The organism is Mesorhizobium sp. BR1-1-2, assembly GCF_020165435.1.
Lineage (GTDB): Bacteria > Pseudomonadota > Alphaproteobacteria > Rhizobiales > Rhizobiaceae > Mesorhizobium.
Genome location: NZ_JAIUID010000021.1, coordinates 45,264 through 71,619, shown reverse-complemented (window position 1 = coordinate 71,619; position 26,356 = coordinate 45,264). Strand labels below are relative to the sequence as shown.

Annotated in this window: 22 protein-coding genes and 1 pseudogene; 10 read left to right on the top strand and 13 right to left on the bottom strand. The window is 63.9% G+C overall.

Going from position 1 to position 26,356, the window contains the following annotated elements; genetic code table 11:
* Positions 1-3,537, top strand: a pseudogene (locus LB551_RS27945) (kinesin); the annotation flags it as partial.
* A 96-nt stretch (positions 3,538-3,633) separates the two neighbouring features.
* The gene (locus LB551_RS27940) at positions 3,634-4,248 is read left to right on the top strand and encodes a 3'-5' exonuclease (RefSeq protein ID WP_224661212.1); all 615 of its coding nucleotides are present in this window, start codon (positions 3,634-3,636) and stop codon (positions 4,246-4,248) included.
* Between the two features lie 31 nt (positions 4,249-4,279).
* Here LB551_RS27940 and LB551_RS27935 read toward each other — a convergent pair whose 3' ends face one another.
* The 4 genes from LB551_RS27935 to LB551_RS27920 form a co-directional block, all read right to left on the bottom strand.
* Positions 4,280-4,879: an ABC-type transport auxiliary lipoprotein family protein gene (locus tag LB551_RS27935; RefSeq protein ID WP_224624716.1), complete on the bottom strand. Its 600-nt coding sequence runs from the start codon at positions 4,877-4,879 to the stop codon at positions 4,280-4,282.
* A 94-nt stretch (positions 4,880-4,973) separates the two neighbouring features.
* Positions 4,974-6,347, bottom strand: coding sequence for an MCE family protein (locus LB551_RS27930; RefSeq protein WP_140498920.1), 1,374 nt, complete (start codon positions 6,345-6,347; stop codon positions 4,974-4,976).
* A 14-nt stretch (positions 6,348-6,361) separates the two neighbouring features.
* Positions 6,362-7,180 carry an ABC transporter ATP-binding protein gene (locus tag LB551_RS27925; protein ID WP_140548181.1) on the bottom strand — a complete coding sequence of 273 codons (819 nt, stop codon included), beginning with the start codon at positions 7,178-7,180 and terminating at the stop codon, positions 6,362-6,364.
* A 1-nt stretch (position 7,181) separates the two neighbouring features.
* Positions 7,182-8,369: an ABC transporter permease gene (locus LB551_RS27920; RefSeq protein WP_140548179.1), complete on the bottom strand. Its 1,188-nt coding sequence runs from the start codon at positions 8,367-8,369 to the stop codon at positions 7,182-7,184.
* 77 nt (positions 8,370-8,446) lie between these two features.
* On the opposite strand from LB551_RS27920, the gene dgcA reads away from it, so the two are divergent.
* Positions 8,447-9,430: an N-acetyl-D-Glu racemase DgcA gene (gene dgcA, locus LB551_RS27915; RefSeq protein ID WP_224661211.1), complete on the top strand. Its 984-nt coding sequence runs from the start codon at positions 8,447-8,449 to the stop codon at positions 9,428-9,430.
* On the opposite strand, the gene LB551_RS27910 is transcribed toward dgcA, so the two are convergent.
* Both LB551_RS27910 and LB551_RS27905 read right to left on the bottom strand, forming a co-directional pair.
* On the bottom strand, positions 9,401-10,615 hold the full coding sequence (locus LB551_RS27910) for an MFS transporter (RefSeq protein WP_224661210.1): 1,215 nt from the start codon (positions 10,613-10,615) through the stop codon (positions 9,401-9,403). The genes dgcA and LB551_RS27910 overlap by 30 nt on opposite strands.
* A gap of 129 nt (positions 10,616-10,744) precedes the next feature.
* Positions 10,745-11,527, bottom strand: coding sequence for a UDP-2,3-diacylglucosamine diphosphatase (locus LB551_RS27905; protein WP_411970968.1), 783 nt, complete (start codon positions 11,525-11,527; stop codon positions 10,745-10,747).
* 151 nt (positions 11,528-11,678) lie between these two features.
* Between LB551_RS27905 and LB551_RS27900 the strand changes: the two genes are divergently transcribed.
* From LB551_RS27900 to LB551_RS27890, 3 genes are all read left to right on the top strand, one after another.
* Positions 11,679-12,458 (top strand): SDR family oxidoreductase, encoded by a 780-nt coding sequence (locus tag LB551_RS27900; protein ID WP_224661208.1) that lies wholly within the window; start codon positions 11,679-11,681, stop codon positions 12,456-12,458.
* Between the two features lie 160 nt (positions 12,459-12,618).
* Positions 12,619-14,943 (top strand): NADP-dependent malic enzyme, encoded by a 2,325-nt coding sequence (locus LB551_RS27895; RefSeq protein WP_224661207.1) that lies wholly within the window; start codon positions 12,619-12,621, stop codon positions 14,941-14,943.
* 79 nt (positions 14,944-15,022) lie between these two features.
* Positions 15,023-16,219: a DUF2865 domain-containing protein gene (locus LB551_RS27890; RefSeq protein WP_224661206.1), complete on the top strand. Its 1,197-nt coding sequence runs from the start codon at positions 15,023-15,025 to the stop codon at positions 16,217-16,219.
* On the opposite strand, the gene gltX is transcribed toward LB551_RS27890, so the two are convergent.
* Together gltX and LB551_RS27880 are read right to left on the bottom strand one after the other, a co-directional pair.
* The gene (gene gltX, locus LB551_RS27885) at positions 16,137-17,510 is read right to left on the bottom strand and encodes a glutamate--tRNA ligase (RefSeq protein ID WP_224661205.1); all 1,374 of its coding nucleotides are present in this window, start codon (positions 17,508-17,510) and stop codon (positions 16,137-16,139) included. The two genes, LB551_RS27890 and gltX, sit on opposite strands and share 83 nt — an antisense overlap.
* 199 nt (positions 17,511-17,709) lie before the next feature.
* Positions 17,710-19,515: an ABC transporter ATP-binding protein gene (locus tag LB551_RS27880; RefSeq protein WP_224661204.1), complete on the bottom strand. Its 1,806-nt coding sequence runs from the start codon at positions 19,513-19,515 to the stop codon at positions 17,710-17,712.
* Between LB551_RS27880 and LB551_RS27875 the strand changes: the two genes are divergently transcribed.
* Complete coding sequence (locus LB551_RS27875; RefSeq protein ID WP_224661213.1) at positions 19,412-19,858, top strand: hypothetical protein; 447 nt, start codon at positions 19,412-19,414, stop codon at positions 19,856-19,858. The two genes, LB551_RS27880 and LB551_RS27875, sit on opposite strands and share 104 nt — an antisense overlap.
* Positions 19,859-19,906: 48 nt before the next feature.
* Here the strand turns inward: LB551_RS27875 and LB551_RS27870 are convergent, their stop codons facing one another.
* From LB551_RS27870 to LB551_RS27860, 3 genes are all read right to left on the bottom strand, one after another.
* Positions 19,907-20,323: a GNAT family N-acetyltransferase gene (locus LB551_RS27870; RefSeq protein ID WP_224661203.1), complete on the bottom strand. Its 417-nt coding sequence runs from the start codon at positions 20,321-20,323 to the stop codon at positions 19,907-19,909.
* A gap of 26 nt (positions 20,324-20,349) precedes the next feature.
* The gene (locus tag LB551_RS27865; RefSeq protein ID WP_224661202.1) at positions 20,350-22,026 is read right to left on the bottom strand and encodes an NAD+ synthase; all 1,677 of its coding nucleotides are present in this window, start codon (positions 22,024-22,026) and stop codon (positions 20,350-20,352) included.
* Positions 22,027-22,088: 62 nt separating this feature from the next.
* Positions 22,089-22,805, bottom strand: a complete 717-nt coding sequence (locus LB551_RS27860) for a DNA-3-methyladenine glycosylase I (RefSeq protein WP_224661201.1) — start codon at positions 22,803-22,805, stop codon at positions 22,089-22,091.
* 86 nt (positions 22,806-22,891) lie between these two features.
* Between LB551_RS27860 and LB551_RS27855 the strand changes: the two genes are divergently transcribed.
* Positions 22,892-23,452 carry a DUF1003 domain-containing protein gene (locus LB551_RS27855; RefSeq protein WP_140548156.1) on the top strand — a complete coding sequence of 187 codons (561 nt, stop codon included), beginning with the start codon at positions 22,892-22,894 and terminating at the stop codon, positions 23,450-23,452.
* The gene (locus tag LB551_RS27850) at positions 23,449-24,036 is read left to right on the top strand and encodes a DedA family protein (RefSeq protein ID WP_224661200.1); all 588 of its coding nucleotides are present in this window, start codon (positions 23,449-23,451) and stop codon (positions 24,034-24,036) included. The genes LB551_RS27855 and LB551_RS27850 overlap by 4 nt, the downstream gene beginning before the upstream one ends.
* Before the next feature lie 22 nt (positions 24,037-24,058).
* On the opposite strand, the gene LB551_RS27845 is transcribed toward LB551_RS27850, so the two are convergent.
* The gene (locus LB551_RS27845; protein WP_140548152.1) at positions 24,059-24,418 is read right to left on the bottom strand and encodes a diacylglycerol kinase; all 360 of its coding nucleotides are present in this window, start codon (positions 24,416-24,418) and stop codon (positions 24,059-24,061) included.
* A gap of 77 nt (positions 24,419-24,495) precedes the next feature.
* Complete coding sequence (locus LB551_RS27840; protein ID WP_224661199.1) at positions 24,496-24,915, bottom strand: GFA family protein; 420 nt, start codon at positions 24,913-24,915, stop codon at positions 24,496-24,498.
* A gap of 326 nt (positions 24,916-25,241) precedes the next feature.
* On the opposite strand from LB551_RS27840, the gene LB551_RS27835 reads away from it, so the two are divergent.
* Complete coding sequence (locus LB551_RS27835) at positions 25,242-26,312, top strand: GGDEF domain-containing protein (protein ID WP_224661198.1); 1,071 nt, start codon at positions 25,242-25,244, stop codon at positions 26,310-26,312.
* Positions 26,313-26,356 lie beyond the last annotated feature (44 nt).

Sequence of the window (26,356 nt, the reverse complement as noted above, 5' to 3'; positions counted from 1 at the left end):
CTGGCCGAAAGCCGCTCGAGCATCGACGGCCTTGTCGCCGGCCAGGTCGAGAAGCTGGCCGAAGGCCGCGACATCCTGCGCCGTGCGCTGGAAGCCGATCTCAATACGATCAAGAGCACCGTCGCCGACCAGTCCCAGAAACTGATCGAAGATCGGGGACAATTCGCCCGGGCCCTCGAAGCCGACCTCGAAAGCGTCAACAGCCTCGTCAACAGCCACTCGGAAAGGCTTGTCCAGGACCGTTCGGCGCTGTCGAAGGCGCTCGAAGACGATCTCGAAAATGTCAACGGACTGGTCAACAGCCACTCCGAGCGACTTGTCCAGGAGCGTTCGGTGCTGTCGAAGGCGCTTGAGGACGATCTCGCCAAGCTGGCCGAAAGCCGCTCGAGCATCGACGGCCTTGTCGCCGGCCAGGTCGAGAAGCTGGCCGAAGGCCGCGACATCCTCAAGCGCGCGCTGGAGGCCGATTTGCAGAAGCTGTCGGAGAGCCGTGGCGATCTCGACGGCATCATCGCCGGACATGTCGGCAAGCTGGCCGAAGGCCGCGACGTGCTGAGCCGCGCGCTGGAAGACGATCTCGGCAGGCTCGCCGAGACCCGCAAGGATATTGATCGTTCGCTGTCGGGTCACATCGACCAGATCGCGGCGAGGAGCACCGACATCTCCGCTGCGATCGCCGCCGACGTGGACAAGATCGAGCAGGCGTTCAGTCGCCAGACCGGCATCATCGAGGAGCGTGCGGGCACCATGGAGCGTGCGCTGTCGACAGGCGTCGACAATGTGCGCAACGTGCTCGAGAAGAGCGCCGTCTTCGTGGCCGGCGCCTTGCGCGAGAAAGTCCTGGAAGTCACCAGCGTCCTGCATGAGCAGGCGGGCCTCGCCTTCTCCGATGCGGATCGCAAGATCGCCGAGCGCGCCGAGCAGACCTCGGCCGCCCTGCTGGCTCGGGCCGAAGACATCGCCCGCACCTTCGAGGAGGCGGATCGCCGTCTCCACGCCCGTGCGGAAGACACGTCGAGCGCCTTGCTTGCCCGCGCGGACGATGCGTCCAGTTCCTTGCTGGCGCGAGCCCATGAAACCGCCGATCAGCTTGCCGCCCGTGCAAGCGAAATCGCCGGCACGTTCGACGCGGCTGACCAGAAGCTGGCCGCCCGCGCCCAGGAAACCGCCGACCAGTTGGCGGCTCGGGTGAGCGAAATTGCCGGCACCTTCGACGCGGCCGACCAGAAGCTGGTTGCCCGGGCCGTCGAAACGGCACAGTCGCTGGCCGCGCGCGCCGGCGATATCCTGCGCAATTTCGAGGGCGCCGATCAGCGGCTCGGCATGCGCATCGGCGAATCAGCCGAAGCTCTTGCCGCGCGTGCAGCGGATCTCGGCCGCATCTTCGATGCCGCCGACCAGCACTTGGTCTCGCGCATCGCCGAAGGTTCGGAAGCACTGTCAGGCCGCGCCTCCGAAATCGCCCGCATCTTCGACGATGCCGATCAACGTCTGGTGTCACGCATCGCCACCAGCACCTCGACCATCGGCGAGCATGCGCAGAGCATCGTCGGCGCCTTCACCAGCACAGAGCAGAGGGTCGCCGACCGTGCGCGCCAGACCGGCCAGGAACTGGCCGCGCGTGCCCGTGAGATCGAGCAGGCGCTCGCCGGCGCCGACGAGCGGCTCGCATCCACCGCCGCAACGGCTGCTGCCCGGGTCGAAGAGCAGATCGCCAGCGTCGAGAACCGGCTCGCCCATACCGCCGAGACGATGGGCCAGAAGCTTAACGAGCAGGTGTCGAGCGCCGAGGCGCAACTCGTGTCGCGCGCCAATGTCATCGCGGAGACCTTCACCGCGGTCGGCCAGCATATCGGCCAGAGCACCAACGACGCCGCCAAGACGATCGGCGCCAACACCCGCGAGCTCAACACCATGCTCGCGGCACGGTCGGCGGAGATGTCGAAGATCCTCGACGAGACCGCGCGGCCGCTGGTCGAGCGTTTCGCCCAGGGCGGCTCGGAACTGCAAAAGAGCATGGAAGAGGTCACCGAACGTGCCGCCGAGAAGTTGCGCAGCGAAAACGCAGCCCTCGTCAACGCGCTCGCCAGCCGCACCGCCGAGACCCTTTCGGCGGTCGAAGGTGCCCGCTCGTCGCTGTCCGACAGTGTCGCCGACCTCATTGGCCGCATGGCCACGTCGAGCGCGCAGCTCGGTCAGTTGATCGAACAGGCCGCGCTCAATCTCGGCCAGGTCGACGAACGCCTGACCGGCAGCACGCAAAGTTTCGCGGCAACCACCGAGAAAGCGGCGCAGACCTTCGCCAGCTCGGCAAGGCTGGTCGATTCGAACACGACAAGGCTGACGGAACTGTCGTCGTCGACCTTGCGCGAGGTCGCGTCGATCGCCACCAAGTTCGATGAACACAGCCGCCTGCTCGCCGGTGCTTCAGACCTCCTGAGCTCGGCCCAGAGCAACCTCGAACACACGCTCGAAAGGCAGTCTTCGCTCGAGGATCTCGCCGTCGGCCTGGTCAAGAAGTCGGAAGATCTCGAAAAGGTCATGCGTTCGTTCGAGAATCTGGTCGGTCAGACGCTGCAGAACGCCGAAGGCAAGACGCTGGAATCGGCCGACAAGATCCGCAACGCCATCACCGACGTCGTCGATTCGGCCACCAAGCGCTTCGCCGACGCCACCGAGGAGATGCGGCGCACCGCGAGCTCGATCAAGAGCGAGCTCGACCTCACCCGCGCCGAACTCAAGAAAGGCGTCATCGAAATGCCGGAAGAGGCCAAGGAATCGACCTCGGCCATCCGCCGCGCGGTTTCCGAGCAGATCAACGCCCTGAAGGAGCTTTCGGACATCGTTGCGAAGTCCGGTCGCAGTGGAGAGCCCTCGGAATCGCGCAATTTGCGCCCGGCGCCGCAAGCCCCGGCCGCGCCACGCGCGGCAGAGCCGCCGCGCCGCGCTCCCGCGCCACAGCCGGAACTTCGCGCGCCGCAGGCGCCCTCGGGCGGCACGGCGCTACGCGGCACGCTTGACCTGGAGCGCCCTGCCGACACGGCGCCGCGCCCGCGTTCCGACGCCGGCGCCCGCACGCAACAAGGCGGCTGGGTGCGCGATCTCCTGAGCGGGGCATCACGCGAGGACGAAGCCAAGCCGGCAGCACCCGCCGACGCACCGCGCGCCGCCCCTGCCCAGCGCTCACCGCTTCACGTCGTGGAATCGCTGAACTCGTTGTCCGTCGATATTGCACGGGCCATCGACCACGATGCGTCGATCGAACTATGGAACCGGTACCGGCGCGGCGAGCGTGACGTGTTCACGCGGCGGCTCTATACGCTGAAGGGCCAGCAGACGTTCGACGAGATCCGTCGCAAGTATCAGACGGAGGCCGAATTCCGCGCCGCCGTCGACCGCTATTGCGATGATTTCGAGAAGCTGCTGAAGGATGTGTCGCGCAACGACCGCGACAACATCATGGCGCAGACCTACCTGACATCGGATACCGGCAAGGTTTACACCATGCTGGCCCACGCCAGCGGCCGCCTGCACTAGGCAGCGGCAGACAGCCAATGAAAAAAGGCGGGGGACTTGTCTCCCGCCTTTTGGCTTGGAAGGGTGGTAGTCGCATCCGGAACTGGATCCTGACCTGTGAAGACGGCAATCATATTCGACTGCGAGTTTCTTTGCGTTGAGGGCTCGCAACGTCGATTCTGGTGCGCGGCCCACGATCCCGATCCGGTCATCGCGCAGATCGGCGCGGTCAGGCTTGGGCTCGAAGAGAATTTTCCCATCCTGGGCACGCACAAGGCCTATGTCAGACCGATCGACCGGTTTGGCAGGAGATACGCGCTCGACCCTTTCTTCACCGAACTGACCGGCATCACAGAAGAAAAGCTGGAGATCGAGGGGGCAGCGCTAGGACAAGCCCTGGTTGACGTCGATCGTTTCTCGGGTGGGGCCCGATTCTGGTCCTGGGGCAAGGACGAACTGAACATGATGGCCATCAGCTGCTATATCGCAGGCATCGCCGCTTCCATCCCGGCCGCCCGTTTTGACAATGCCGTAAAGCTGCTGATCGCGGCCGGCATGCCGATCGAGGACCTGGCAAGGACGCCGAGCAACAAGCTTGCCGACTATTATGGCGTTCAACATCCGCCATTGCAGGGACACGATGCGCTCGATGACGCGCTGTCCGTAACCTACACCCTGCAGCACCTGATGAAGACTGGAAAGCTGCGGCCGGACGTCTTTGACCGCTTGTAGCCTGGTGCTGGCGCCCGCCCGGCATCGCCGCTCAGATCGCCGAATCGGTCCAACGCACGATCTGCTTGGCCGCGTCGCCGAAGGCGGCATCGAGCGCGCCGACATAGCCTTGGTTGCCGCTGCCCGAGACGGGCGCTGACGCCGTAAAGCTCTTGGACGCACGCACCTCGCCATTGCGATCGTTAAGGATGCGCACGAACAGGTCGACCTCGGCATGATCGCCGCCGTCGACGCGGACTTCGAACGAACGTATCTCGACGATGACCTGGTAGTCGATCGCCAGCCCCTCGCCCGGTTTGCCCACGCCGGCGAAGCTGCCGGAGCGCTGGAACGTCTCCGCCAGCCGTGCCTGCACGATCAGCGGCAACCGGTCCGCCCATTGCGCGCCCTTGAGGTACTGGATCGAGCGTGGGGACGGTTTTATGACGATGTTCTGGCTGTCCAGCGCCTTGAGCGCGGACGGCTGCGCGATCAGGATCTGGCGGCGGCTGTGGCCATGCGCCTCGACCGACGGCGCCGACAGTTCGAAAGTGTCAAGCGGCGCAGGCCCGCCGCCCGGCAGCGCGGCACAACCGGCAAGGGTCAAGGCAAGCAAGGCCACGCCCGATCTGAACACAATCGTCGACTTCACGCGCGATCCCTGCTGTCCCCGGCCTCGCTATCCCTGGATTGTAAAAACAACCCGCGGATGCAGACACTGTTTCTGGGGCGAGCCGAGACCGAAGTCAACGCCGCGCCCTGCCATCATACTGCCGAACCTCGCCCTCGCCGCCCGACAGGATGCGTTGCGGATTGCGGCTGAGGTCGGTAACCGCCTCCTCGATGCGGCTGATCGAACGGCGGCTGTCCTGAACCAGCGCCTCGACATTCGAAAGGCCCTGGCCAGAGAACCGGGCTATATTGTCGGTGATGACGCCAAGCCGCGAATTCAGCGTATCGGCGACCTGCTTGAACGATCGCAACGTGTCCCTGGCGTCCGCCATCACGCCGTCCGCCTGGCCCGAGCCGAGCAGCTTGTCGACTTTGGCCAGGATGCCGTCGACGCGCACCGAGGCGTCGTTGAGCCGCTGCGCGAGCTGTCTTGCATCCTTAATCGTCTCGTCGATATCGTCCGCCCGGTTCGCGAATTTGCCGGTCACCTTGGCGATATCCGAGGCGGCCTTGTCGGCGCTTTCGCTTGCCTTCTGGATGTTGGCCAGCGCCGTGCGCACCTGTGCCGGATCGATGCCGTCTAGCACGCCGTCGACCTTGGCCAGCGTACCTTGCGTCTGCTTGGCGAAATCATTGACCGACCCGACCGCCGTATCGACGTTCCTGATCACGCCATCGAGCTGTTTGGAGGTTTCCTTGAGGTTGCCGGTCACCGTATCGACATTGGCGACGATGCTCTTGATCTTGTCCTTGTCGACGGCATTGAGCAGCCCTTCGGCCGCCTTCAGCGTGCCGTCGAGCTTGCCCGAGACGCCCTTCAGCTCATCGGACAGCGCGCTGACCGCGGACAGGAACTTGTCGACGCCGTCGGAATTCCTGGCCAGCGCGTCGGAGAACGTCTGCACGTTCTGCACGGTCTGCGTCAGCGGCCCGCGCACATCCTTGGTGAACCCCTCCAGCTGCGTCAGCACCGTGTCGGCGCGCGTGAAGATGTTCTGCGCCGTCTGCAAAAGATTGGTCACCGCCGACGGGTTGGCCACGATCTCGGCGACCTTGCCCTCCTTTTCGGCCTGGTCGAGAAGTTTTACTTCCTTGGGGTCGGCGCCTTTGAGTTCGATATTGGCCTGTCCGGTCAGACCCGCCAGGCCGATATCGGCCTGCGTCGATTTGGTGATCGGCGTCATGCGGTCGATCTCGGTGTCGGCGATGGCGACCGTCGGATTGTCGACATCGATATAGACGCGCCTGACGTCGCCGACCTTGACGCCGTTGAACAGCACGAAGCTGCCGCGGCCAAGTCCGGAAGCCGAGCCTGGGATGCGCACGCGCAACAATGTGGTCTCGCCCTTGTCGCCGATCGCCGCCGTCCAATAGACGAAGCCGAACGCCGCCAGGATCGCCACCAGCGTGAAGATGCCGACAATAACGTAGTTGGCTCTGGTTTCCATTGCTTCACTTATGGCTATGCGCGCGCGGCAAGATCAAGTTGCCGGGCTCGTTTTCCGCGGAAATACGACTTTACCCACGGTTCTTCACTCTTCAGCATGTCGTCGATGGTGCCTTCGACCAGCACTTTCTTCTTGCCGAGCACGGCGACACGGTCGCAGGCGGTGAAAAGCGTGTCGAGATCGTGGGTCACCATATAGACGGTCAGGTCCATCGTATCGCGCAGCTTGACCACCAGCTCGTCGAATTCCGCCGCGCTGATCGGATCGAGGCCCGACGTCGGCTCGTCGAGGAAGACGATGTCGGGATCGAGCGCCAGCGCACGAGCCAGTGCCGCGCGCTTGATCATGCCGCCCGACAGCTCGGACGGGAATTTCTGCGCCGCGTCCGGCGGCAGCCCGACCAGTTCGACCTTGAGCATCGCCAGTTCGTCCATCAGCTTGCGCGGCAGGTCGAGATATTCGCGCATCGGCACCTGGACGTTTTCCAGCACCGTCAGCGCCGAGAACAGCGCGCCGTGCTGGAACAGCACTCCAAGGCGCATGTCGATGCGCAGCCGTTCCGCATCGTCGGCCTTTTCGATATCGACGCCGAACAGCTTGATCGTGCCGGACTGCTTGCGCGTCAAACCAAGGATGGTGCGTAGCAGAACTGATTTGCCGGCGCCCGAAGCGCCGACGAAACCGAGGATTTCGCCGCGCCAGATATCGAGCGACAGTTTGTCGAGGATCAGATTGTCGCCGAACGAAACGGTGATGTCACGCGCCGAAAGCACGATCTCGCTGTCATCCGCGCCCTCCTTGGCCCTGGTCTCGATGCCGTTTCCCACCGCCATTTCAGAACTCGATCGCTGCATAGAACATGGCGAAAAGCCCGTCGAGGATGATGACGACGAAGATCGATTTCACCACCGAGGCGGTCACGTGCTGGCCGAGCGATTCGGCGCTGCCGCCGACCTTCATGCCCTCGACCGAGGCGATGGTGCCGATGATCATGGCCATGAACGGCGCCTTGATCAGGCCGGCGAAAATGGTGCTGAGGTCGATGGCAACGCGCAGCCGGTCGATGAAGGCGGCGGGCGCGATGTCGGAATAGAGCCAAGCCGCGAGAATACCGCCGCCGAGTGCGGCAAAATTGGCGATGATGGTCAGGCAAGGCAGGGCGATCACCAGCGCCACCAGGCGCGGAAAGACCAGCACGCCGATCGGGTTGAGCCCGATGACCTTCAGCGCATCCACTTCCTCGCGCATCTTCATCGAGCCGATTTCGGCGGTGATGGCGCTGCCCGAGCGGCCGGCGATCATGATTGCCGTCATCAGCACGCCGAGTTCGCGCAGGATCAGCACGCCGACGAGGTCGACGACGAAGATGTCGGCGCCAAAATAGCTGAGCTGGTAGGCGCCCTGCTGGGCAACGATGGCGCCGACGATCGCCGACATCAGCACCACCACCGGAATGGCTCCGACGCCCATCCGGTCGATCTGGTTGAAGATCGCCGCCGGATTGACGGCATGGCCGCGGCCGAGCTTCATCTGCGCGCCACGGATCGTGGCGCCCAGTATGTTCATCGAGGCGAGAAAATCGTCGCGCATTTCGTAGACGCGGCGGCCGACCGCCTCCAGCGCGCGAATGACGATGTTCGGCGGCCCGACCGGCCCCGATTCGGGCTCGCGCCGCACCGCATCGCCGACCGCGCCGAGCAGGATCGAGGCGACGTCGCTCTGGCCCTGCAGCCTGACCTCGACACCTTTCTTCTCGAAAGCGCTGACCAGGCGGTCGATCAGCCACGCGCCGGCGGTGTCGATCTTCTCGATGTGCGAGAGATCGAGCGCCAAGGTCTTGAAACCGCTCCGTTTCTCGATTTTGCGCATCTCTGCGTCGATCACGGCCACGGTGCGCGTCGTCCAGATTCCCGAGAAGGCGCACCCGAGAACGCCTGCTTCCTCACCGACCGACACGCGCGGGTCGTGGTCAGCCTCCGAGGCGGTCTTGCCGCTTGCGTCGCGCTTGCCGATGGTCAACATGGCGTCCTGTTTAGCCTGACGGGTCCGGCCTTGTCGATTTGCCGACGACCCTTCTCGCACAGCCGGAGCAGAAAATTATGGCGCGTGTCATTTCGGTCGAGGCCGAGCGTTTTCCGATCGCCGGCACCTTCACCATTTCGCGTGGTTCGAAGACCGAAGCCGAAGTGATCACCTGCACGATCAGCGAAGGCGATTACACCGGCCGTGGCGAATGCGTGCCGTACAAACGCTATGGCGAGACCATGGATGGGGTTCGCGCCGCGATAGAGGCCATGCGCGGGCAAATCTCCGCTGGCATCGACCGGACCGCCCTGCTCGGCGCCATGCCGGCGGGCGCGGCGCGCAACGCCATCGACTGCGCCTTGTGGGACCTGGAAGCCAAGATCGGCGGCAAGGCGGTGGCGGACGCGGTCTGGCCGGCTCCGTTGCATCAGCTCGAAACGGCCTACACGCTGTCGCTGGGCGAACCCGAGGCGATGGCGGCTCAGGCCCGTGCCAATGCGACGCGGCCGCTGCTCAAGGTCAAGATCGGCGGCGACAACGACATTGCACGCATCCGCGCCGTCCGGCAGGCCGCGCCCGACAGCCGCATCATCCTCGACGCCAACGAGGGCTGGAACGACGACACCATCGCCGCGAACCTCGCCTTTGCCGCCGAGCAAGGCATCGCGCTTATCGAACAGCCGCTGCCGGCGGGCCATGACGGCATCCTGCGCCATATCGCCCATCCGGTGCCGATCTGCGCGGACGAGAGCGCGCATGAGGCCAAGGATCTGGCCGCTCTCGCCGGTCTCTACGATGCCGTCAACATCAAGCTCGACAAGTCGGGCGGGCTGACGGCGGCGCTCGTGCTGCGCGACCGCGCCCGCGAACTGGGTTTCGGCGTCATGGTCGGCTGCATGGTCGGCACGTCGCTGGCGATGGCGCCGGCGGTGCTGCTCGCCCAGGACGCCGATTTCGTCGACCTCGACGGACCGCTGCTGCTTGCGCGGGATCGTGTGCCCGGCCTAGCCTATGAGGGATCGCTGGTTTCACCCCCCGATCCGGCGCTTTGGGGCTGAGTGCGCCGCGAGCCCGATCAGCACCAGGCCGATGATCGCGATCGGGATCATGGCCAGGAAGCCATCGACCCCGAAACGATCGTAGAGCGGGCCGGAGGCGAGCGTCACGGCGGCCATGAAGAAGCCGTTGAAGAAATAGGCGATGCCTTGCGCGGCACCCGTACGCTCTTCCGAGACCGTTTCGCCGATCATCTTCTGCAGGCCGATCAGCACCATGGCCACCGACACCGAATGCAGGGTCTGGACGCCGAAGAACCCGGCGACGCCGAGGCCGAGCGGCCAGATCAGCGGAAATGCGATCCAGCGCACGACCGCGCCGATGCCGGCAATCACCATCACCCTGACGACCGACACGGAGGCGAACATGCGGTTGAAAAACACGAACATGCAGACTTCGGCCACCACGCCCCAGGCCCACAGAAGCCCGACGACGGTGTCGCCTATGCCGATCGACTTCCAATAGATCGATACGAAGCCGTAAAGGAAGGCGTGGCTGGCGGTGAGGATGCCGACACCGAGGGTGAAATAGACGAAATAGGCATTAAAGAGACTTGGTGCGGAATGCTGGATCTCCGCGGCCGAAAGCGGTGAGGCAAGGCGGGGCCGGCCAAGGCGCGGCGCCAGCAGCGCGGCTACGAGCGCGGCACCCAGTGCCGCGAAAATGATCGCCGGGACGGCTTGCGCCCCTGCCGCGGTCAGGATGAAACCACCGGCCACGTTGGCGCAGAGATAGGAGATCGAGCCCCACTTGCGCATGCTGGTGTAGTTGGAACCGAAGCGGCGCACGCCCGAAAGCGCGAGCGAATCGGCCATCGGCGAATGCGGCGTCCATACGATCGTCAACGCCAGCGATACCGCAAGCACGACGGCGTAGGAGGCCGGCAGAAAATAGCCGGCGGAAACGATCATCGATGCCGCGACGACCGCGATATAGACATCGGCGCGGTCCCTCGCCCGGTCCGCGAGTGCGGTGAGCAGCGGCGTCGTCACGACGCGCAGGAACATCGGAGCCGCCAGGATGACGGCGATCTGCTCGGCGTGAAAACCTTTCGCCTGCAGCCATAGCGGGAAGTAGGGCAGATGCGTGCCCTGCGACACGAACAATGTCGCGAAGATCAGGCTCATGCGCAGTTCGAAATGGCGAGGCTTGACGAGCTGTTCGGGCGAAAGCGGCGGCAGCGGCATGAATCGATCCAATAACGCTGCCGTCCACGAACGGCGAGCAGTGTGGATTGACCCTTAACATGAGGAAAAACCGAACGAAACCGATTGGCCTAATCGATTAACACCAGAATCCGTGCCTGGCACCGGCAGTCAGGCGGCCTGCACCACCCGGTCCTCGATCAGCATCGGGATGAAGGGTTCGTCCGGCGCCTCGGGCAAGACATGCGCCCAGGTCAGGATTTCCATCCGGCCGTCGAAATATTCGACCACCGCCGTGCAGCTTTCCACCCAGTCGCCGGTGTTGATGTACTGGACGTCGCCATAGCTCTCGATCGCGGCATGATGGATATGGCCGCAGATGACGCCGTCGACATGCGAGCGCCGCGCCTCTTCGCTGAGCACCGTCTGGAACGAGCCGATGAAGTTAACCGCCTTCTTGACCTTGACCTTTGCCCAGGACGAAAACGACCAGTAAGGCAGGCCGAGCAACTGGCGCAGGCGCGTGATCACCCGGTTGACCTGCATGGCGGCGTCGTAGGCATGGTCGCCGAGATAGGCGAGCCAGCGCTGATTGTGCACGACCGTGTCGAACTGGTCGCCATGGATGACGAGCAGCCGTCTGCCGTCGGCGGTTTCGTGAATGGCGCGGTCGGCGACGACGATGCCGCCGAAATGCACGCCCTGGAACTGGCGCGCGAATTCGTCGTGGTTGCCGGCAATGTAGGTGATGGTGGCGCCTTTGCGCGCCTTGCGCAGCAATTTCTGCACGACGTCATTGTGGCTCTGCGGCCAGTGCCAGCTGCGCCTCAGACGCCACCCATCGACGATATCGCCGACGAGATAAATGATGTCGGCATCGTGATGTCTAAGGAAATCGATCAGGAAATCGGCCTTTGCCGCCTTCGACCCGAGATGGACGTCGGAGATGAACATGCTGCGGAACGTGCGGGGCTCTTGGCCGGACATCGCGAATTCACCGTTGCTTTCGCGAGCCTATGCTCCGATTCATGCAACAACCGTATGACGGTTGCGATTGGTCCAGCCCTAAAGCTAGCCTGCCGGGCGACTCACAGGAGAAATCATCATGGATCTCGGTATCCGCGGAAAGAAGGCCATCGTCTGCGCTTCGAGCAAGGGGCTCGGAAAAGGCTGCGCCATGGCGCTGGCCGAGGCTGGTTGCGACGTCGTCGTCAACGGACGCAACGCCGAACTGGTGGCCAAAACCGCCGCGGAGCTGCGTGAGCGTTATGGCGTCGTGGTCGAGGAAGTGGTCGGTGACGTATCGAAACCCGAGGTGCAGAAGGCGCTGCTCGCCGCTTGCCCCGCCCCCGACATCCTCGTCAACAACAATGGCGGCCCGCCATTCCGCGATTTCCGCGAGCTCGACCGCGGAAAAATGCTCGAAGGCGTCACCCAGAACATGGTCACGCCGATCGAACTGGTGCAGGCCGTGATCGACGGCATGGCAGCGCGCGGTTTCGGCCGCATCGTCAACATCACCTCACTCTCGGTCTATGTCCCCATTCGCGGCCTTGACCTGTCGTCCGGCGCGCGCGCCGGCCTGACCTCCTTTCTTGCCGGCGTGGCACGCACGGTGGTCGACCGCAACGTGACCATCAACAGCCTGCTGCCCGGCAAGCTGGATACCGACCGGCTGCGCGGTCCGCACGAGGCCGGCAGCGTTGAAGACTCGGCCGCGGCAGCCGCCCGCAAGGCGCGTATCAGTGCCGACGTGCCGGCCAAGCGGCTCGGCACGCCGGAAGAATTCGGCCAGATATGCGCCTTCCTGTGCTCGGTCCATGCCGGCTACCTGACCGGCCAGAACATACCGGTGGACGGCGGCCTCTATGTCAGCGCCTTCTGAGACCCGATAGCGCCGGCGCCGAGGAAATTCCGCCAAGCTGTTGAAATAGATTGATTATCCCTGCCTCGTCGATGTGAATGGCGATTGCGTCATTTGGCGTCGCGAAAAACCATGGCCGCATGCTAAGAAGGCGGCACGCAGGATCGCAGGGAGGCCCGGAATGAACGGCGAGAGCAAGAAAACGGCACGTTCGGACCTCGACGAAGCCGCGCTCTACTTCCACAAGCACCCGACGCCGGGCAAGCTCGAAATCCAGGCCACCAAGCCGCTCGGCAACCAGCGCGACCTGGCGCTCGCCTATTCGCCCGGCGTCGCGGCCCCTTGCCTCGAAATCCGCGACGATCCCGCGACCGCGGCCGACTACACGGCGCGCGCCAATCTGGTCGGCGTCGTCTCCAACGGCTCGGCCGTGCTCGGCCTGGGCAATATCGGGCCGCTGGCTTCCAAGCCGGTCATGGAAGGCAAGGCGGTCCTGTTCAAGAAATTCGCCGGCATCGACGTCTTCGACATTGAGATCGACGCGCCGGAGATCGAGCGCATGGTCGAAACGGTGGCGGCGCTGGAGCCGACCTTCGGCGGCATCAACCTCGAGGACATCAAGGCGCCGGAATGCTTCGAGGTCGAAGAGCGGCTGAAGGCCCGTATGGGCATACCGGTTTTCCATGACGACCAGCACGGCACCGCCATCATCGTCGCCGCCGCGGTGCTCAACGGGCTGGAGTTCGCCGGCAAAACCATTGCGGACATCAAGATCGTCACTTCGGGCGCCGGCGCGGCGGCATTGGCCTGCCTCAACCTGCTGGTCTCGCTCGGCGCCAAGGTCGAGAACATCTGGGTCACCGACCGTTTCGGCGTCGCCTACAAGGGGCGCACGGATGAGATGGACCGCTGGAAAGATCCTTATGTGAAGGACACCGAGGCGCGCACGCTGGCCGACGTCATATCGGGCGCCGACGTGTTCCTGGGGCTTTCGGCCGCCGGCGTGCTGAAGCCGGAATTGCTCCAGCACATGGCGCCGAAGCCATTGATCCTGGCGCTGGCCAATCCCAATCCGGAAATCATGCCGGAAGTGGCGCGAGCGGCGCGCCCCGACGCGATGATCTGCACGGGCCGGTCCGATTTGCCCAATCAGGTCAACAATGTACTGTGTTTTCCTTACATTTTCCGCGGTGCGCTGGACTGTGGCGCCAGCGCCATCAATGAAGAGATGAAGATGGCCGCGGTGCGGGCCATCGCCGCCCTTGCCCGCGAAGAACCTTCGGATGTCGCCGCGCGCGCCTATTCCGGCGAGACGCCGGTGTTCGGACCCGAGTTCCTGATCCCCTCGCCCTTCGATCCGCGCCTCATCCTGCGCATCGCCCCTGCCGTCGCCAGGGCGGCCTGCGATACGGGTGTCGCGACAAGGCCGATCAGCGACTTCACCGCCTATATCGACAAGCTCAACCGCTTCGTCTTCCGCTCCGGCCTGGTGATGAAGCCGGTGTTCTCCTCGGCCAAGGCGTCGAGCGCCAAGCGCGTCATCTACGCCGATGGCGAGGACGAGCGTGTGCTGCGCGCCGCCCAGGTTGTTCTCGAGGAAGGCATCGCCGAGCCGATCCTGATCGGCCGTCCGCACGTCATCGAGGTGCGCTTGAAGCGCTACGGACTGCGCATCAAACCGGGCGTCGACTTCGGCCTGATCAACCCGGAGGACGATCCGCGCTACCGCCACTATGTCGACCTGCTGATCGAGCTCGCCGGCCGGCGCGGCGTGACGACGGAGGCGGCGCGCACCATGGTGCGCACCGACAACACGGTGATCGCGGCCCTCGCATTGAAGCGCGGCGACGCCGACGCCATGGTCTGCGGCCTCGAAGGGCGTTTCGAACGGCACCTGCGCAACGTGACGCTGATCATCGGACCACGAGCCGGCATCAAGGACCGGGATCTGTCGACTCTGTCCATGCTGATCTCGCAACGCGGCATCATCTTCCTCACCGACACGCACGTTTCCGTCGACCCGACGGCCGACGAGATCGCCGAAATGACCGTGCTGGCGGCCGAGGAGATCCAGCGCTTCGGCATCGAGCCCAACGCGGCGCTGCTGTCGCATTCGGATTTCGGCTCGCGCGATTCGCCGAGCGCGCTCAAGATGCGGCAGGCGGCGGCGATCCTGGCACGCATCGCGCCCGAGCTGCAATGCGACGGCGAGATGCATGCCGATTCCGCGCTATCGGAACATTTGCGCCAGCGCGTCTATCCGCATTCGCGTCTGAAGGGCGAAGCCAATCTCCTGGTTTTCCCCAACCTCGATTCCGCCAACATCACGCTGACCGCGCTCAGGACCATGATGGATGCCCTGCATGTCGGCCCGATCCTGCTTGGCACCGACAAGCCTGCGCATATACTGACGCCCTCGGTGACCTCGCGGGGCGTCGTCAACATGACAGCGCTGGCGGTGGTCGAGGCCGCCCACAAGGCGCAGGCCGTCGTCGATCTGGGCTGAACGCCGATTCGGGGGTAAACTGCGGTTTAACCACGAGCACGTAGCGTGCGGCGGAACAACCAAGCAGGGTTTCGGGCGGATGATGGGCGAAGGGTGGAAGCAGGCGCATCTTGCCGTGCTGCTTGGCCTGCTGCTTTCGGGCGCCGCCGTCTCCGAGCCGCAGGCCGCCTCGCGCGTCTGCCGCCAACTCGAGGCCGATCTTGCCGCGACCTCGCGCGGCGGCGGTGGCCCGGCCTTGATCCGCAAATATGACGCCGCGATCGACCGGCAACGCGAGCAGATTTCAAAGGTCCGCGGCCAGTCCAGCGGCGCCGGCTGCGGCTTCTCGCTGTTCAGCCGCAATGTCAGCCAATGCGCCGGGTTCAACGCCACCATCGAGCGCATGAACGCCAATCTCGATAGCTTGCAGGCCAAACGCGCCCGCCTCGCCGGCGGCGGTTCGCGCCGCGATCGCGGACGAATCCTGGCCGCGCTCGACGCCAATGGCTGCCGCGAGGACGCGGTGGCGCCGCGCCGCGAACCCCCGCGCGAAGCGAAACGGGAACAAGGCAACGGCAATCTGTTCGACCAGCTGTTCGGCGGCGACACACGCCGGCTCGACACGCTCGACCAGACTGACGACCCCGGCGAGGAGCGCAATGTCAGAGTCGTGCCCGGCCGGTCCGGCATACCGGACTTTCCCGGCGTCGGCGGCGAGTTCCGCACCACCTGCGTGCGCACCTGCGACGGCTACTTCTTCCCGATGTCGAATGCCGCTTCGGTCGGCGATTTCGTGCGCGACCAGAAGAACTGCGAATCGAGCTGCCCCGGCACCGAAATCCAGGTCTTCTATTCGCGCGGCATGGGCGACGATTCAGCCGACATGACATCGTCGGTCACCGGCCGGCCCTACAGCGAACTGCCGACGGCCTATCTTTACAAGCAGCCCAACCTGTCGAGGCCGCCGGCCTGCGGCTGCAACGCCGCGCAGAACTTCCAGATCATCGGCGGCAATCCGGCAAGCCAGCAACAGTCGCAGCCGCAAACGGAGGGTGCCCCGTTCATTCCGGTGCCTGCCTCCAAACCCGATCCAGGTGCCGATCCCGAGACGCTGGCAAACGCCGCTGGCGGGCTGGACCGCGACGCCATCAAGCGGCTCGCGGTCAAACCGGTCACATCGCCAGTCCCGGTGCTGCCGCCGGAACAGCGGAAGGTCAGGGTCGTCGGGCCAACGTTCCTTCCCGACCCATCAGCGGCAATAGATCTGCAAGCTCCGGTCCCGAAGTCAGTCCGGTAAGGGCGAGCCTCAGCGGCATGAACAGCGCCTTGCCCTTGCGGCCGGTCGCTTCCCTGATCTTGGCCGTCCAGTCCTTCCAGACGGTCCCGTTCCAAGGCTCCTCGGGCAGCAGATCGATGGCCTGGTGAAGAAAATCTCGATCAGCGTCGGAAAATTCCGGCTTTTCCTGCGGTCCCTCGCGCAGGATGCGCCACCAGCCGACAGCATCGGCCAGCCGGTCGAGATTGCCGCGCACAGCCAGCCAGAACGGTTCCGCCTGCTCGCCCGATATGCCGAGCACCACCAGCCGATTCTGCGCTTCGGAGAAGGGCATTTGGTGCAGCAGCGTCCGGTTAAGCACGAAAAGCTCGTCCGGATCGAACTTTGCCGCCGACTTCGAGGTCGCAGTCGGGTCGAAACGGCTGGCGAGTTCGGCCAGGTCGTGCGCGGCGGCGACATTCTCCGACGTGCCGACCAGCACGGCCAGCGAAGCGACCGCCATCGGCTCGATGCCGTCCTCGCGCAGGCTTTCGATGGAGAGTGCCCCAGTGCGCTTCGACAGCCCCTCGCCCGAAACCGTGGTCAGCAGATTGTGGTGACCGAACTCCGGCGGCTCGGCGCACAGCGCCCGGAACAGCGCGATCTGCACGCCGGTGTTGGTGACGTGGTCGTCGCCGCGGATGACATGGCTGACGCCCATCTCGATATCGTCGACGACGGATGGCAGAGTATAGAGATAGGTGCCGTCCTCGCGCACCAGCACCGGGTCCGACAGCGAGGCGAGATCGACGGTTTCCTGCCCGCGCACCAGGTCGTTCCAATGGATTTCGGTGCGCTCCGGCTGCTGCGGATCGCCGGTGAAATTGGGCAGTAGGAAGCGCCAGTGCGGCCGGCGGCCATCGGCCTGATATTCGGCGATCTGTTCCGACGTCAGCGTCAGCGCTTCGCGGCCATAGACTGGCGGCAGGCCGCGCGTGCGGCGCACCTTGCGCCTGAGGTCGAGCTCCTCCGGTGTTTCATAGCAGGCATAGAGAACGCCCGCCGCCTTCAGCCGCTCAACCGCCGCGTCATAGATCTCGAAGCGACGCGACTGGTATTCGGTGGTGTCGGGAAAGATGCCAAGCCAATGCAGGTCGTAAAGGATGGCGTCGGAAAATTCCTGCTTCGAGCGCGCGACATCGGTGTCGTCGAAGCGCTGGATGAAGCGCCCCTTATGGTTCATGGCGAACAGCCAGTTGAACAGGGCGGTGCGCGCATTGCCAATATGGATGCGGCCTGTCGGTGAAGGGGCGAAACGAACGGTAACTGTCATGAGCGGGGCGTACCGGATGCTTTTGTGATTGACAAGACGCGCCCCCGTGCCGTGCCGCAGACATAGAACATGGCGCAAGCAATGAAAAGACTTGGCAGACGCGGCTCCGCCAGCAATCCGACGTCCCGCACCGCCCGCCCGTCAGACCGACAGCGCCTGATGGGATGGCCTCCGGGCCAGAGCCGGAGGCCATCCCCGATCAGGTGACAAGTCCCTTGGTCAATTCGAGCGCCTGGCGCTCGAACAGGCGGCGGTAGATGCCGCCCTGCAGCCGGATCAGCGCGTCATGCGAGCCTTCCTCGGCGATCTTGCCGCGATCGAAGACCAACAGCCTGTCGAGCGCCCGCACCGTCGAAAGCCGGTGCGCGATGACCAGCGTGGTGCGGCCGACCATCAGACGCTCCATCGCCTGCTGGATCAGCACCTCCGATTCCGAATCGAGGCTCGACGTCGCCTCGTCCAGGATCAGGATGCGCGCATCGGCGAGGAACGCGCGTGCGATCGCCACGCGCTGGCGCTCGCCGCCCGACAGCTTCACGCCCCGCTCGCCGACGAGCGTGCCGTAGCCCTTCGGCAGGTTGACGATGAAGTCGTGCGCGCTCGCCAGCTTCGCAGCGTGCTCGACCTCGGCCTGCGTGGCGCCGGGCCGGGCATAGGCGATGTTTTCGGCCAGCGAGCGGTGGAACAGGATCGGCTCCTGCTGCACGATGGCTATCTGCGCACGCAGCGACGCCTGCGCCACCTCCGAAATGTCCTGGCCGTCGATCAGGATCCGGCCGGCGTTCACGTCATAGAGCCTCTGGATCAGCTTGACGAAAGTCGTCTTGCCCGACCCGGAATGGCCGACCAGCCCGACCCGCTCGCCCGGCGCGATATCGACCGAGAAGTCGCGATAGAGCGGCGAACGGTGACTGCCGTAATGGAAGGTAACGTCGTCGAAGGCGATGCCCCCTTGCGTGATACGGATCGGCCCGGCGCCGGGCCGGTCCTCGATGCCAAGCGGTTCGGACTGGAAGTCGACCAGTTCCTCCATGTCGTTGATCGAGCGCTGCAGGTTGCGGATATGCGTTCCGATATCCCTGAGATAGCCTTGCAGGACGAAGAAAGACGTCAGCACGAAGGCGACGTCGCCGGCGGTTGCCTGTCCCCACGACCACAGCATCAGCGCCAGCCCGATGACCGCCGCTCTCATCACCAGCAGCAGCGCCCCTTGCGTGGTGCCGTTGATGGTTCCGCGCACCCAGGTCCGCCGCGTGCGGGCGCGCCATTTGGCGACGACTTTGGCAAGCCGGTTCTCCTCGCGCTCCTCGGCGCCAAAACCCTTGACGACGGCGTTGCAGCTCACCGCGTCTGCCAGCGAGCCGCCAAGGCGCGTGTCCCAGGTGTTGGCGAGCCTGGCCGCCGGCGCGACATAGCCAAGCGACAGCATCGCCGTGACGACGATGAACAGCACCGAGCCAGCGGCGACAACCGCTCCCATCAGCGGCCAGAACCAGCCCAGCAGCAGCGTCGAGCCGACCAGCATGACGACCGACGGCAGCAGCGCGATCAGGATCGTGTCGTTGAGCAGGTCCAACGCCCACATGCCGCGCGTCACCTTGCGCACGGTCGAACCGGCGAAGCTGTTGGCATGCCAGTCGGTGGAAAAGCGCTGGACACGATGGAAGGCGTCGGCGGCGATATCGGCCATCATCTTCAGCGTCAGTTCGACGATTCCCATGAAGGCCAGATTACGCAGGACGACACCCGCCAGCGCCAACGCCATCAGCATGGAAAACGCGGTCATCGCGGCATTCCAGGCAATCTCGTCGGCGCCGGCGCTGCTGGCGACGGCATCGACCAGCCGGCCGGAATAGAGCGGCGTCAGCACATCGGCCAGCGTCGACAGCAGGAAACCAACCATGATCAGCGAAAGCCTCCAGGGCTGGCGCCGCCAATGGGTGAAAGTGAAGCCAAGAACGCTGCGAAAGGCGCTCGCGCGCAAATCGATTCGAAAACGAGCCATGATGTCATTCGGGCGCAAAAAGCCCGATCCCGGTAAGGTCGAAAATGAAAAAACCGCGCAAGGGGCTCAATGCCCGGGAATGCGGAGGTTCGGTTATGAATGGCCGCTTGCCCGAAGGCGGCGACCGGCATCGGCAAAGGCCTGTTCTCGATCCGGCTTCGTTCCGAGGGTGAAAACCCTGCGGCGCGCCGATCGGGACCTAGGCTTCGCGGCCTCGCATAACGATGTCAAATCCTGGCATTCGGTCCTCCCTAAAGGGAATCGCGGAGAGGCCCTTATAGAGATGCCTCATCGCATCGCCAAGGCTGGCTGTCACCAAAACGGCATCTGGCCCAGCCGATGAGGCGATTTTGCAACAGTCGCGGGTTGAGCCTTCCGTCGCGCACGCCGCTCATCCGGCAGGCGGTGCGCGGTCGAGGCGCATGTACCGCCCATCGGTCGACGGCTTGAAGCCCAATTTCTCATAAACCCCATGCGCGTCACTGGTCGACAGGCTCCAGTGCGAAACGGTGCCGAGTTCGGGATGATCGATGAGCGCCCGCACCAGTCGCAGGCCTATACCCTGGCCGCGATATTGGGGCCAGACGATGATATCGGCGAGATAGGCAAACACCGTGCGGTCGGTGATCGCCCGGCCGAAGCCGACCTGTTTGCCTTCGACATAAGCGCCGACGCAGAGCGAATTAGCGAAGGCCCGGCGGTGGGTCTCGTCACTGCGTCCGCCGCCCCAATAGCTGGCCATCAACAGGTCCGAGGTCGCCCGGAAATCGATCCGCGACAGGTCGAAGCTGATTTCACACTCAGGCATCGCAAGACCTTTCGGCGGAACGGTGTCTAGCCGCGATCCCGGAACCGGTTGGTGATGGGATAGCGGCGGTCGCGGCCGAAATTCTTCCTGGTGATCTTCACGCCGGGCGCCGCCTGCCGGCGCTTGTATTCGGCGACGTAGAGCAGGTGCTCGATGCGCGTCACCGTCGCCCGGTCATGGCCGCGCGCGACGATGTCGTCGACGCCCATCTCGTTCTCGACCAGGCATTCGAGGATGTCGTCCAGCACCGGATAGGGCGGCAGCGAATCCTGGTCGGTCTGGTTCTCGCGCAGTTCCGCCGACGGCGCCTTGTCGATGATGTTCTTCGGGATCACCTCGCCCGATGGTCCGAGCGCGCCCGGCGGCACATGGCTGTTGCGCCAGCGCGACAGTGCATAGACCTGCATCTTGTACAGATCCTTGATCGGATTGAAGCCGCCGTTCATGTCGCCGTAGAGCGTGGCATAGCCGACCGACATCTCGCTCTTGTTGCCTGTCGTAACCACCATCGAGCCGAACTTGTTGGAAATCGCCATCAGGATGGTGCCGCGGGCGCGGCTCTGCAAGTTCTCCTCGGTGATGCCTTCCTTGGTGCCCTCGAAAAGCTGCGTCAGCGCATGCAGAAACCCTTCGACAGGCTCGAAGATCGGCACGATGTCATAGCGGCAGCCGAGTGCGCGGGCACAGTCCTCAGCGTCCTTGAGCGAATCCTTCGACGTGTAGCGGTAAGGCATCATCACCGCGCGCAGCCGCTCCTCGCCGAGCGCGTCGACCGCAAGGGCCGCGCAGATGGCCGAATCGATGCCGCCCGACAGGCCAAGCACGACGTTCTTGAACCCGTTCTTGTTGACGTAGTCGCGCAAGCCCAGCATGCAGGCGCGGTAGTCGGCCTCCTCCCGTTCGGGGATCTTCGACATCGGTCCTTCCGAACAGACCCAGTTTTCGCCCTGTCGTCTCCAGGTGGTGATGTCGACCGCCTCCTCGAACTGGCTCATCTGGAAAGCAAGCCGCTTGTCGGCACCTATGGCAAACGACGCGCCGTCGAAGACCAGCTCGTCCTGGCCACCGAGCTGGTTTGCATAGATCATCGGCAGCCCGCATTCGATAACCTGGCGGATGACGACCTGGTGGCGCACATCGATCTTGGCGCGGTAGTAGGGCGAGCCGTTCGGCACAAGCAGGATTTCCGCGCCGCTCTCGGCCAGCGTCTCGCAGACGCCGACCTCGCCCCAGATGTCCTCGCAGATCGGGATTCCCAGACGCACGCCGCGGAAATTGACGGGCCCCTGGATCTCCGGTCCGGCCTGGAAGACGCGCTTCTCGTCGAACTCGCCATAATTCGGCAGATCGAGCTTATAGCGCTCGGCGATGATCTTGCCGCCATCGGCGAAGACGATGGAGTTGTGGGTGCCCGTCTTGCGCTTTAGCGGCGTGCCGATGATGACGCCGGGACCGCCATCGGCGGTGTCGGCGGCGATCTCCTGCGCCGCCCGCTCGCAGGCCTTCAGGAAGGCCGGTTTCAGCACCAGATCCTCCGGCGGATAGCCGGCGAGGAAAAGCTCGGTGTAGAGCACGAGATCGGCGCCTTGACGCGCGGCATCCGCCCTCGCCTCGCGGGCCTTGGCGAGATTGCCGGCGACGTCGCCGACTGTCGGGTTGAGCTGGGCAACGGCGATGCGCAGTATGTCGGGCTTCTTGGTCATGCTGCTGACTTAGCGCGGCAAAATTCGCCCCGCAATGGCGTTCGCTTGGGCCAATTTCGGCATCAGTCGTCGCCCATATAGTCGCGCAGCGCTTGAGGCGAATGGTTCTCGCCGATCGACATCGCCAGGATGCGCGAAATGTGCCGGCGCGGCAGACCGGTATCCGCAACCCATCGGTTGACCTGGGCCTGGATCTTGTCGAGATCCTTCTTCGACGTCGGGCTTTCGGCGATATCGAGCCCGGCGTCGCGAAGGGCGGCCGCCATGTCGGCCGAAATGACGAAGGCGTCCCAACCCAGCCAGCGCAGGAAATACTGGCCGGTGTTGCCGCCGAGCCGGCTGCCATGCTTGCCGAGATAGGCCATCAGCCCGACCTGGTCGTCGGCGGGCCACTCGGCGAGGAATGTGCCAAAGCCGCCATGCTCTTTCGACACGCGCTCGACGAAGGCAGCGTTGTCGCGAACGGATTTGATCTTCTGTGGATTGCGCACGATGCGCTGGTCGGACGCCAGTTCGTGCCAGAAATCGTCAGGCTGGAACAGCAACCGCCTCGGCTCGAAGCGCAGGAACGCCTCTTCGAATCCAGGCCATTTCTGCTCGATGACGCGCCAGACGAAACCGGCGGCGAACACGCGCTCGGCCATCGTCGACAGAATCCGGTCGTCCCCGATATCGGCCACGGCGGCGTTGTCGGGAATCGGCCCGAGCAGCGAGACCAGTTCCTCCTCGCCGCCCTTGCGCTTTGCGGCGCGAGCGCGAATTTTCCTGAAGTCGGCCATAAGTCCCTCCGGTTCCCTCAATCTAGCACTTCCCGCGCGGGCCGGCAGCCTCTACCTCTATCGCCAGCCAAGCCTTGGAGACGGCCATGAACAAGACGATCGACGATCTTGCGAACCGCTGGCTGAGACGAAAGCCGGATGGTCTCAGTGCCCTGGAGAATCGGGTGCTGCAGTCGACCCTCGAGCGCACCACGATCTCGAGGGACACCAACAAGGCCGTCGCCTTCCACCAGACCTTTGGCGACCGCCTTGCCGATACCATTGCCCGCATCGGCGGCTCCTGGACCTTCATCCTCGGTTTCATTGCCTTCCTGATCGTCTGGACATCAGGCAATGCCTGGCTTCTGACGCGCGACGCCTTCGATCCCTACCCCTTCATCTTCCTCAATCTCGTCCTGTCCATGGTCGCGGCGCTGCAGGCGCCGGTGATCATGATGGCGCAGAACCGTCAGACCGAGCGCGACCGCATCGATGCCGCCCACGACTACGAGGTCAATCTGAAGGCCGAGATCGAGATCATGGCGCTGCACGAAAAGCTGGACGAAATGCGCCACGGCCAGATTATCGGCATGCGCGACGAGATCGTGCGGTTGGCCGAACTGGTCAAGCGGATCGACGACAGGCTGTCGCAGCAATCGCCGTCATGAGCGACGCGATCCATCATTTCATCGAACAATACGGGCTGATCGCCGTTTTTCTGGGCTGTGTCGCCGAGGGCGAGAGTGCCGCCATACTCGGCGGCTTCTTCGCCCATCAGCATATCTTCATCCTCTGGCAGACTGTCGTCGTGGCAGCGCTTGGCGCCTTCGCCGGCGACACATGCTTCTTCATCCTGGGGAGAAGTTTCGCGGACCATCGCTACGTCGTCGGGTTGCGCAAGCGACCCGGCTTCCGCCGCGCCTATCGTCTGCTCAACACCCATCCCAACATCTTCGTGCTGTCGAACCGCTACGTCTATGGGATGCGCCTGGTCGGTGGCATCGCGGCCGGCCTGTCGAACATCGCAGCACCCCGCTTCATCGTCTTGAACGCCATTTCCTCGGCGGTCTGGGCGGTGCTGTTCAGCACCATCGGCTATGTCTTCGGGTTGGGCGCCGAGCATTTCATCGGCCAGGCGCTGCTTCGCCATGAGCGGATATTGGTGGGCCTGGCTATCGGCCTGGCCGTGGCCGTATTCGCCTGGCTCATCGCCCGCCATTTCGCCCGAAAGGAACGCGCCAGGGAAAACTGATGGTCGGCCGGCGGTCGAAAGCTCAGATCGGCAGCCCGACGATACGCTCGATGATCGCGATGCCCCAGACGCCGGCGACGATCGCCACGGAGATCAGCACCGCCAGCGAACCGCAGTCCTTGGCCAGCTGGATGTCGACATTGAATTCGCGGCTGAAGGCATCGCAGGCCGCTTCGATGCCCGTGTTCAGCACCTCGACCATGATCAAGAGCAGCACCGCGCCGATCAGCAGCGCGTAGCCGCGCCACGACACCGAAACGAACCAGCCGAGCGGAAAGGCAAGGGCGAGCAGCGCCAGCTCCTGCTGGAAAGCCTTTTCAGTTGCAGCCAGCTTGCGGAACGCCCGCAGCGAGTTGAAATAAGCGTCGATCAGCCGCTGCATGCCAAACCCCTTTGCGAATCACCGGCACGGGATAAAGCAATGGCCCGATTAATGGAATAAGCTGTCTCACCCAAAATTCATTCGTCGGCGACCTTCACCGATGGGGTCGACTTCTCGAATTGAGGCAGCGCGTCGTCGATCGAATAATAATCGCCCTTGTCATCCACGAATATGTGGCATTGGCCCTCGAGGCCTGTCGGTTCATCGAACGATCCCGCCAGAACCGAAACATAGGCGTCGTCCCGCGGTTTCCAGAAAAGCAGCGATCCGCATGTCTTGCAAAAACCGCGCCCGGCGAAGGCGGACGCCTCATACCAGGTGATGTTGTCGGCGCCGTCGATATCGATATTGGCGTCCGGGACATTGGTTGCGGCATAGAAATGTCCACTCTGCTTGCGACATTGCGAGCAATGGCAATAGATGACGCCGCGCAACGGCCCTCGCGTCCTGAAGCGAACCGCCCCGCAGAGACACGATCCCGTATGATTTTCACTCATCGCACCATCCCAAAAGAAATCGCTGCTGACAGGATCCCAGCTTTTCGGTGGCTGCGCGCAAGAAAATGCGACATGCATTTGGCGCGTTCGGGAATTGTTTGTTCACTAATGAAGGCCTGTACAGCCGGAATCAGAGGAAAACAGGCCGGATTCAGCGGATTAAGGAAACTTTAGCGCTGCTGCATTTATGATCCTCACAAGCGAAAGTCGTGAGTGGGGACGCGCCTTTTCGCAAGATGGACTGGAATGGCCAGCGTTCCCCAGGTCGGCGACATTGGATGCCTGCGACTGTCGCAGCGTGTTCCCCGGGGAAGAGTGAACAGAACATGCAGCCGGCAGCCGTCCAGAGCGAACGAAGCACCGATATTGCGAGCACCGTCCTCGCCACAATGCGCCAGCTCGGCGTGCTCGGTCTGCCACGCAATTACGAGATATTCTACGAAGCCCTGAGCGGATCCAATCGCGAGCTCAGCCTTGCCGTCGTGTCGCTGAGCGGCCGACCGACACAGGACGACCTCGACCGGATCGGACGCACCATCTTTGCCCAGAACCATGGCTCCGGCATCGTCGAGCATGCCAGGGAAGTGATCGCCAACGAACTCGAGGACATCGCTTCGCTGCTGAGGAGCGAGCGCAGCCACATCGAGAAATACGGCAGGATCCTCAACGAGACGTCGAGCGGACTAGGCAGAAACAGCTTGCTGTCGCCGGATGTTCTGCAGAAGATCGTCAACGCCATGGCGGTCGCCACCAATTCGACGATCGATCATGGCCGGCAAGTTGCCTCGACGCTCAGCGACAAGACCGCGGAACTGGAAAGCGTCAAGTCCAAGCTCGAGGAATACAAGCGCCTGGCCGACACCGATCCCCTGACGCAAATCTGGAACCGTCGCGCCTTCGACAAGGAAATCACCAGGATCTACAACAGCAACAAAGGCATCCTGTTCAACGCATTGATCCTCGCCGACATCGATCGGTTCAAGGACATCAACGACAGGTACGGCCATCCCGTCGGCGACAAGATCCTCCAGATCATCGCCGATATATTCCAGTCCAGCATTCGCGCCGACATGTTCGTCGCCCGCACCGGCGGCGAGGAATTCGCGCTCATCGTCGAGGGCGCAAGCGAGGACGCCACCTACGAAATCGCCGAACGCCTTCGCGCGCTGATCGAACAGTCGCCTTTCACCAGCAGCCAGACCGGCATGAATTATGGCACCGTCACCGTCTCGATGGGCATCTGCATGGCATCCGAAGCCGAGGGCCCCGAAGACCTCTACAGCAAGGCAGACCGGGCGCTTTACCGCTCAAAGGTCAGCGGACGTAACCGCGTGACCAGGCATTCGACAATGGCGGGCCGCGCCGGCAAGAGCTGGCTGCTCTACAAGCAAGACTGATTTTTCGGCAGGAAGCGTTTTCCTGTGAACTGCTTTGGATGAGG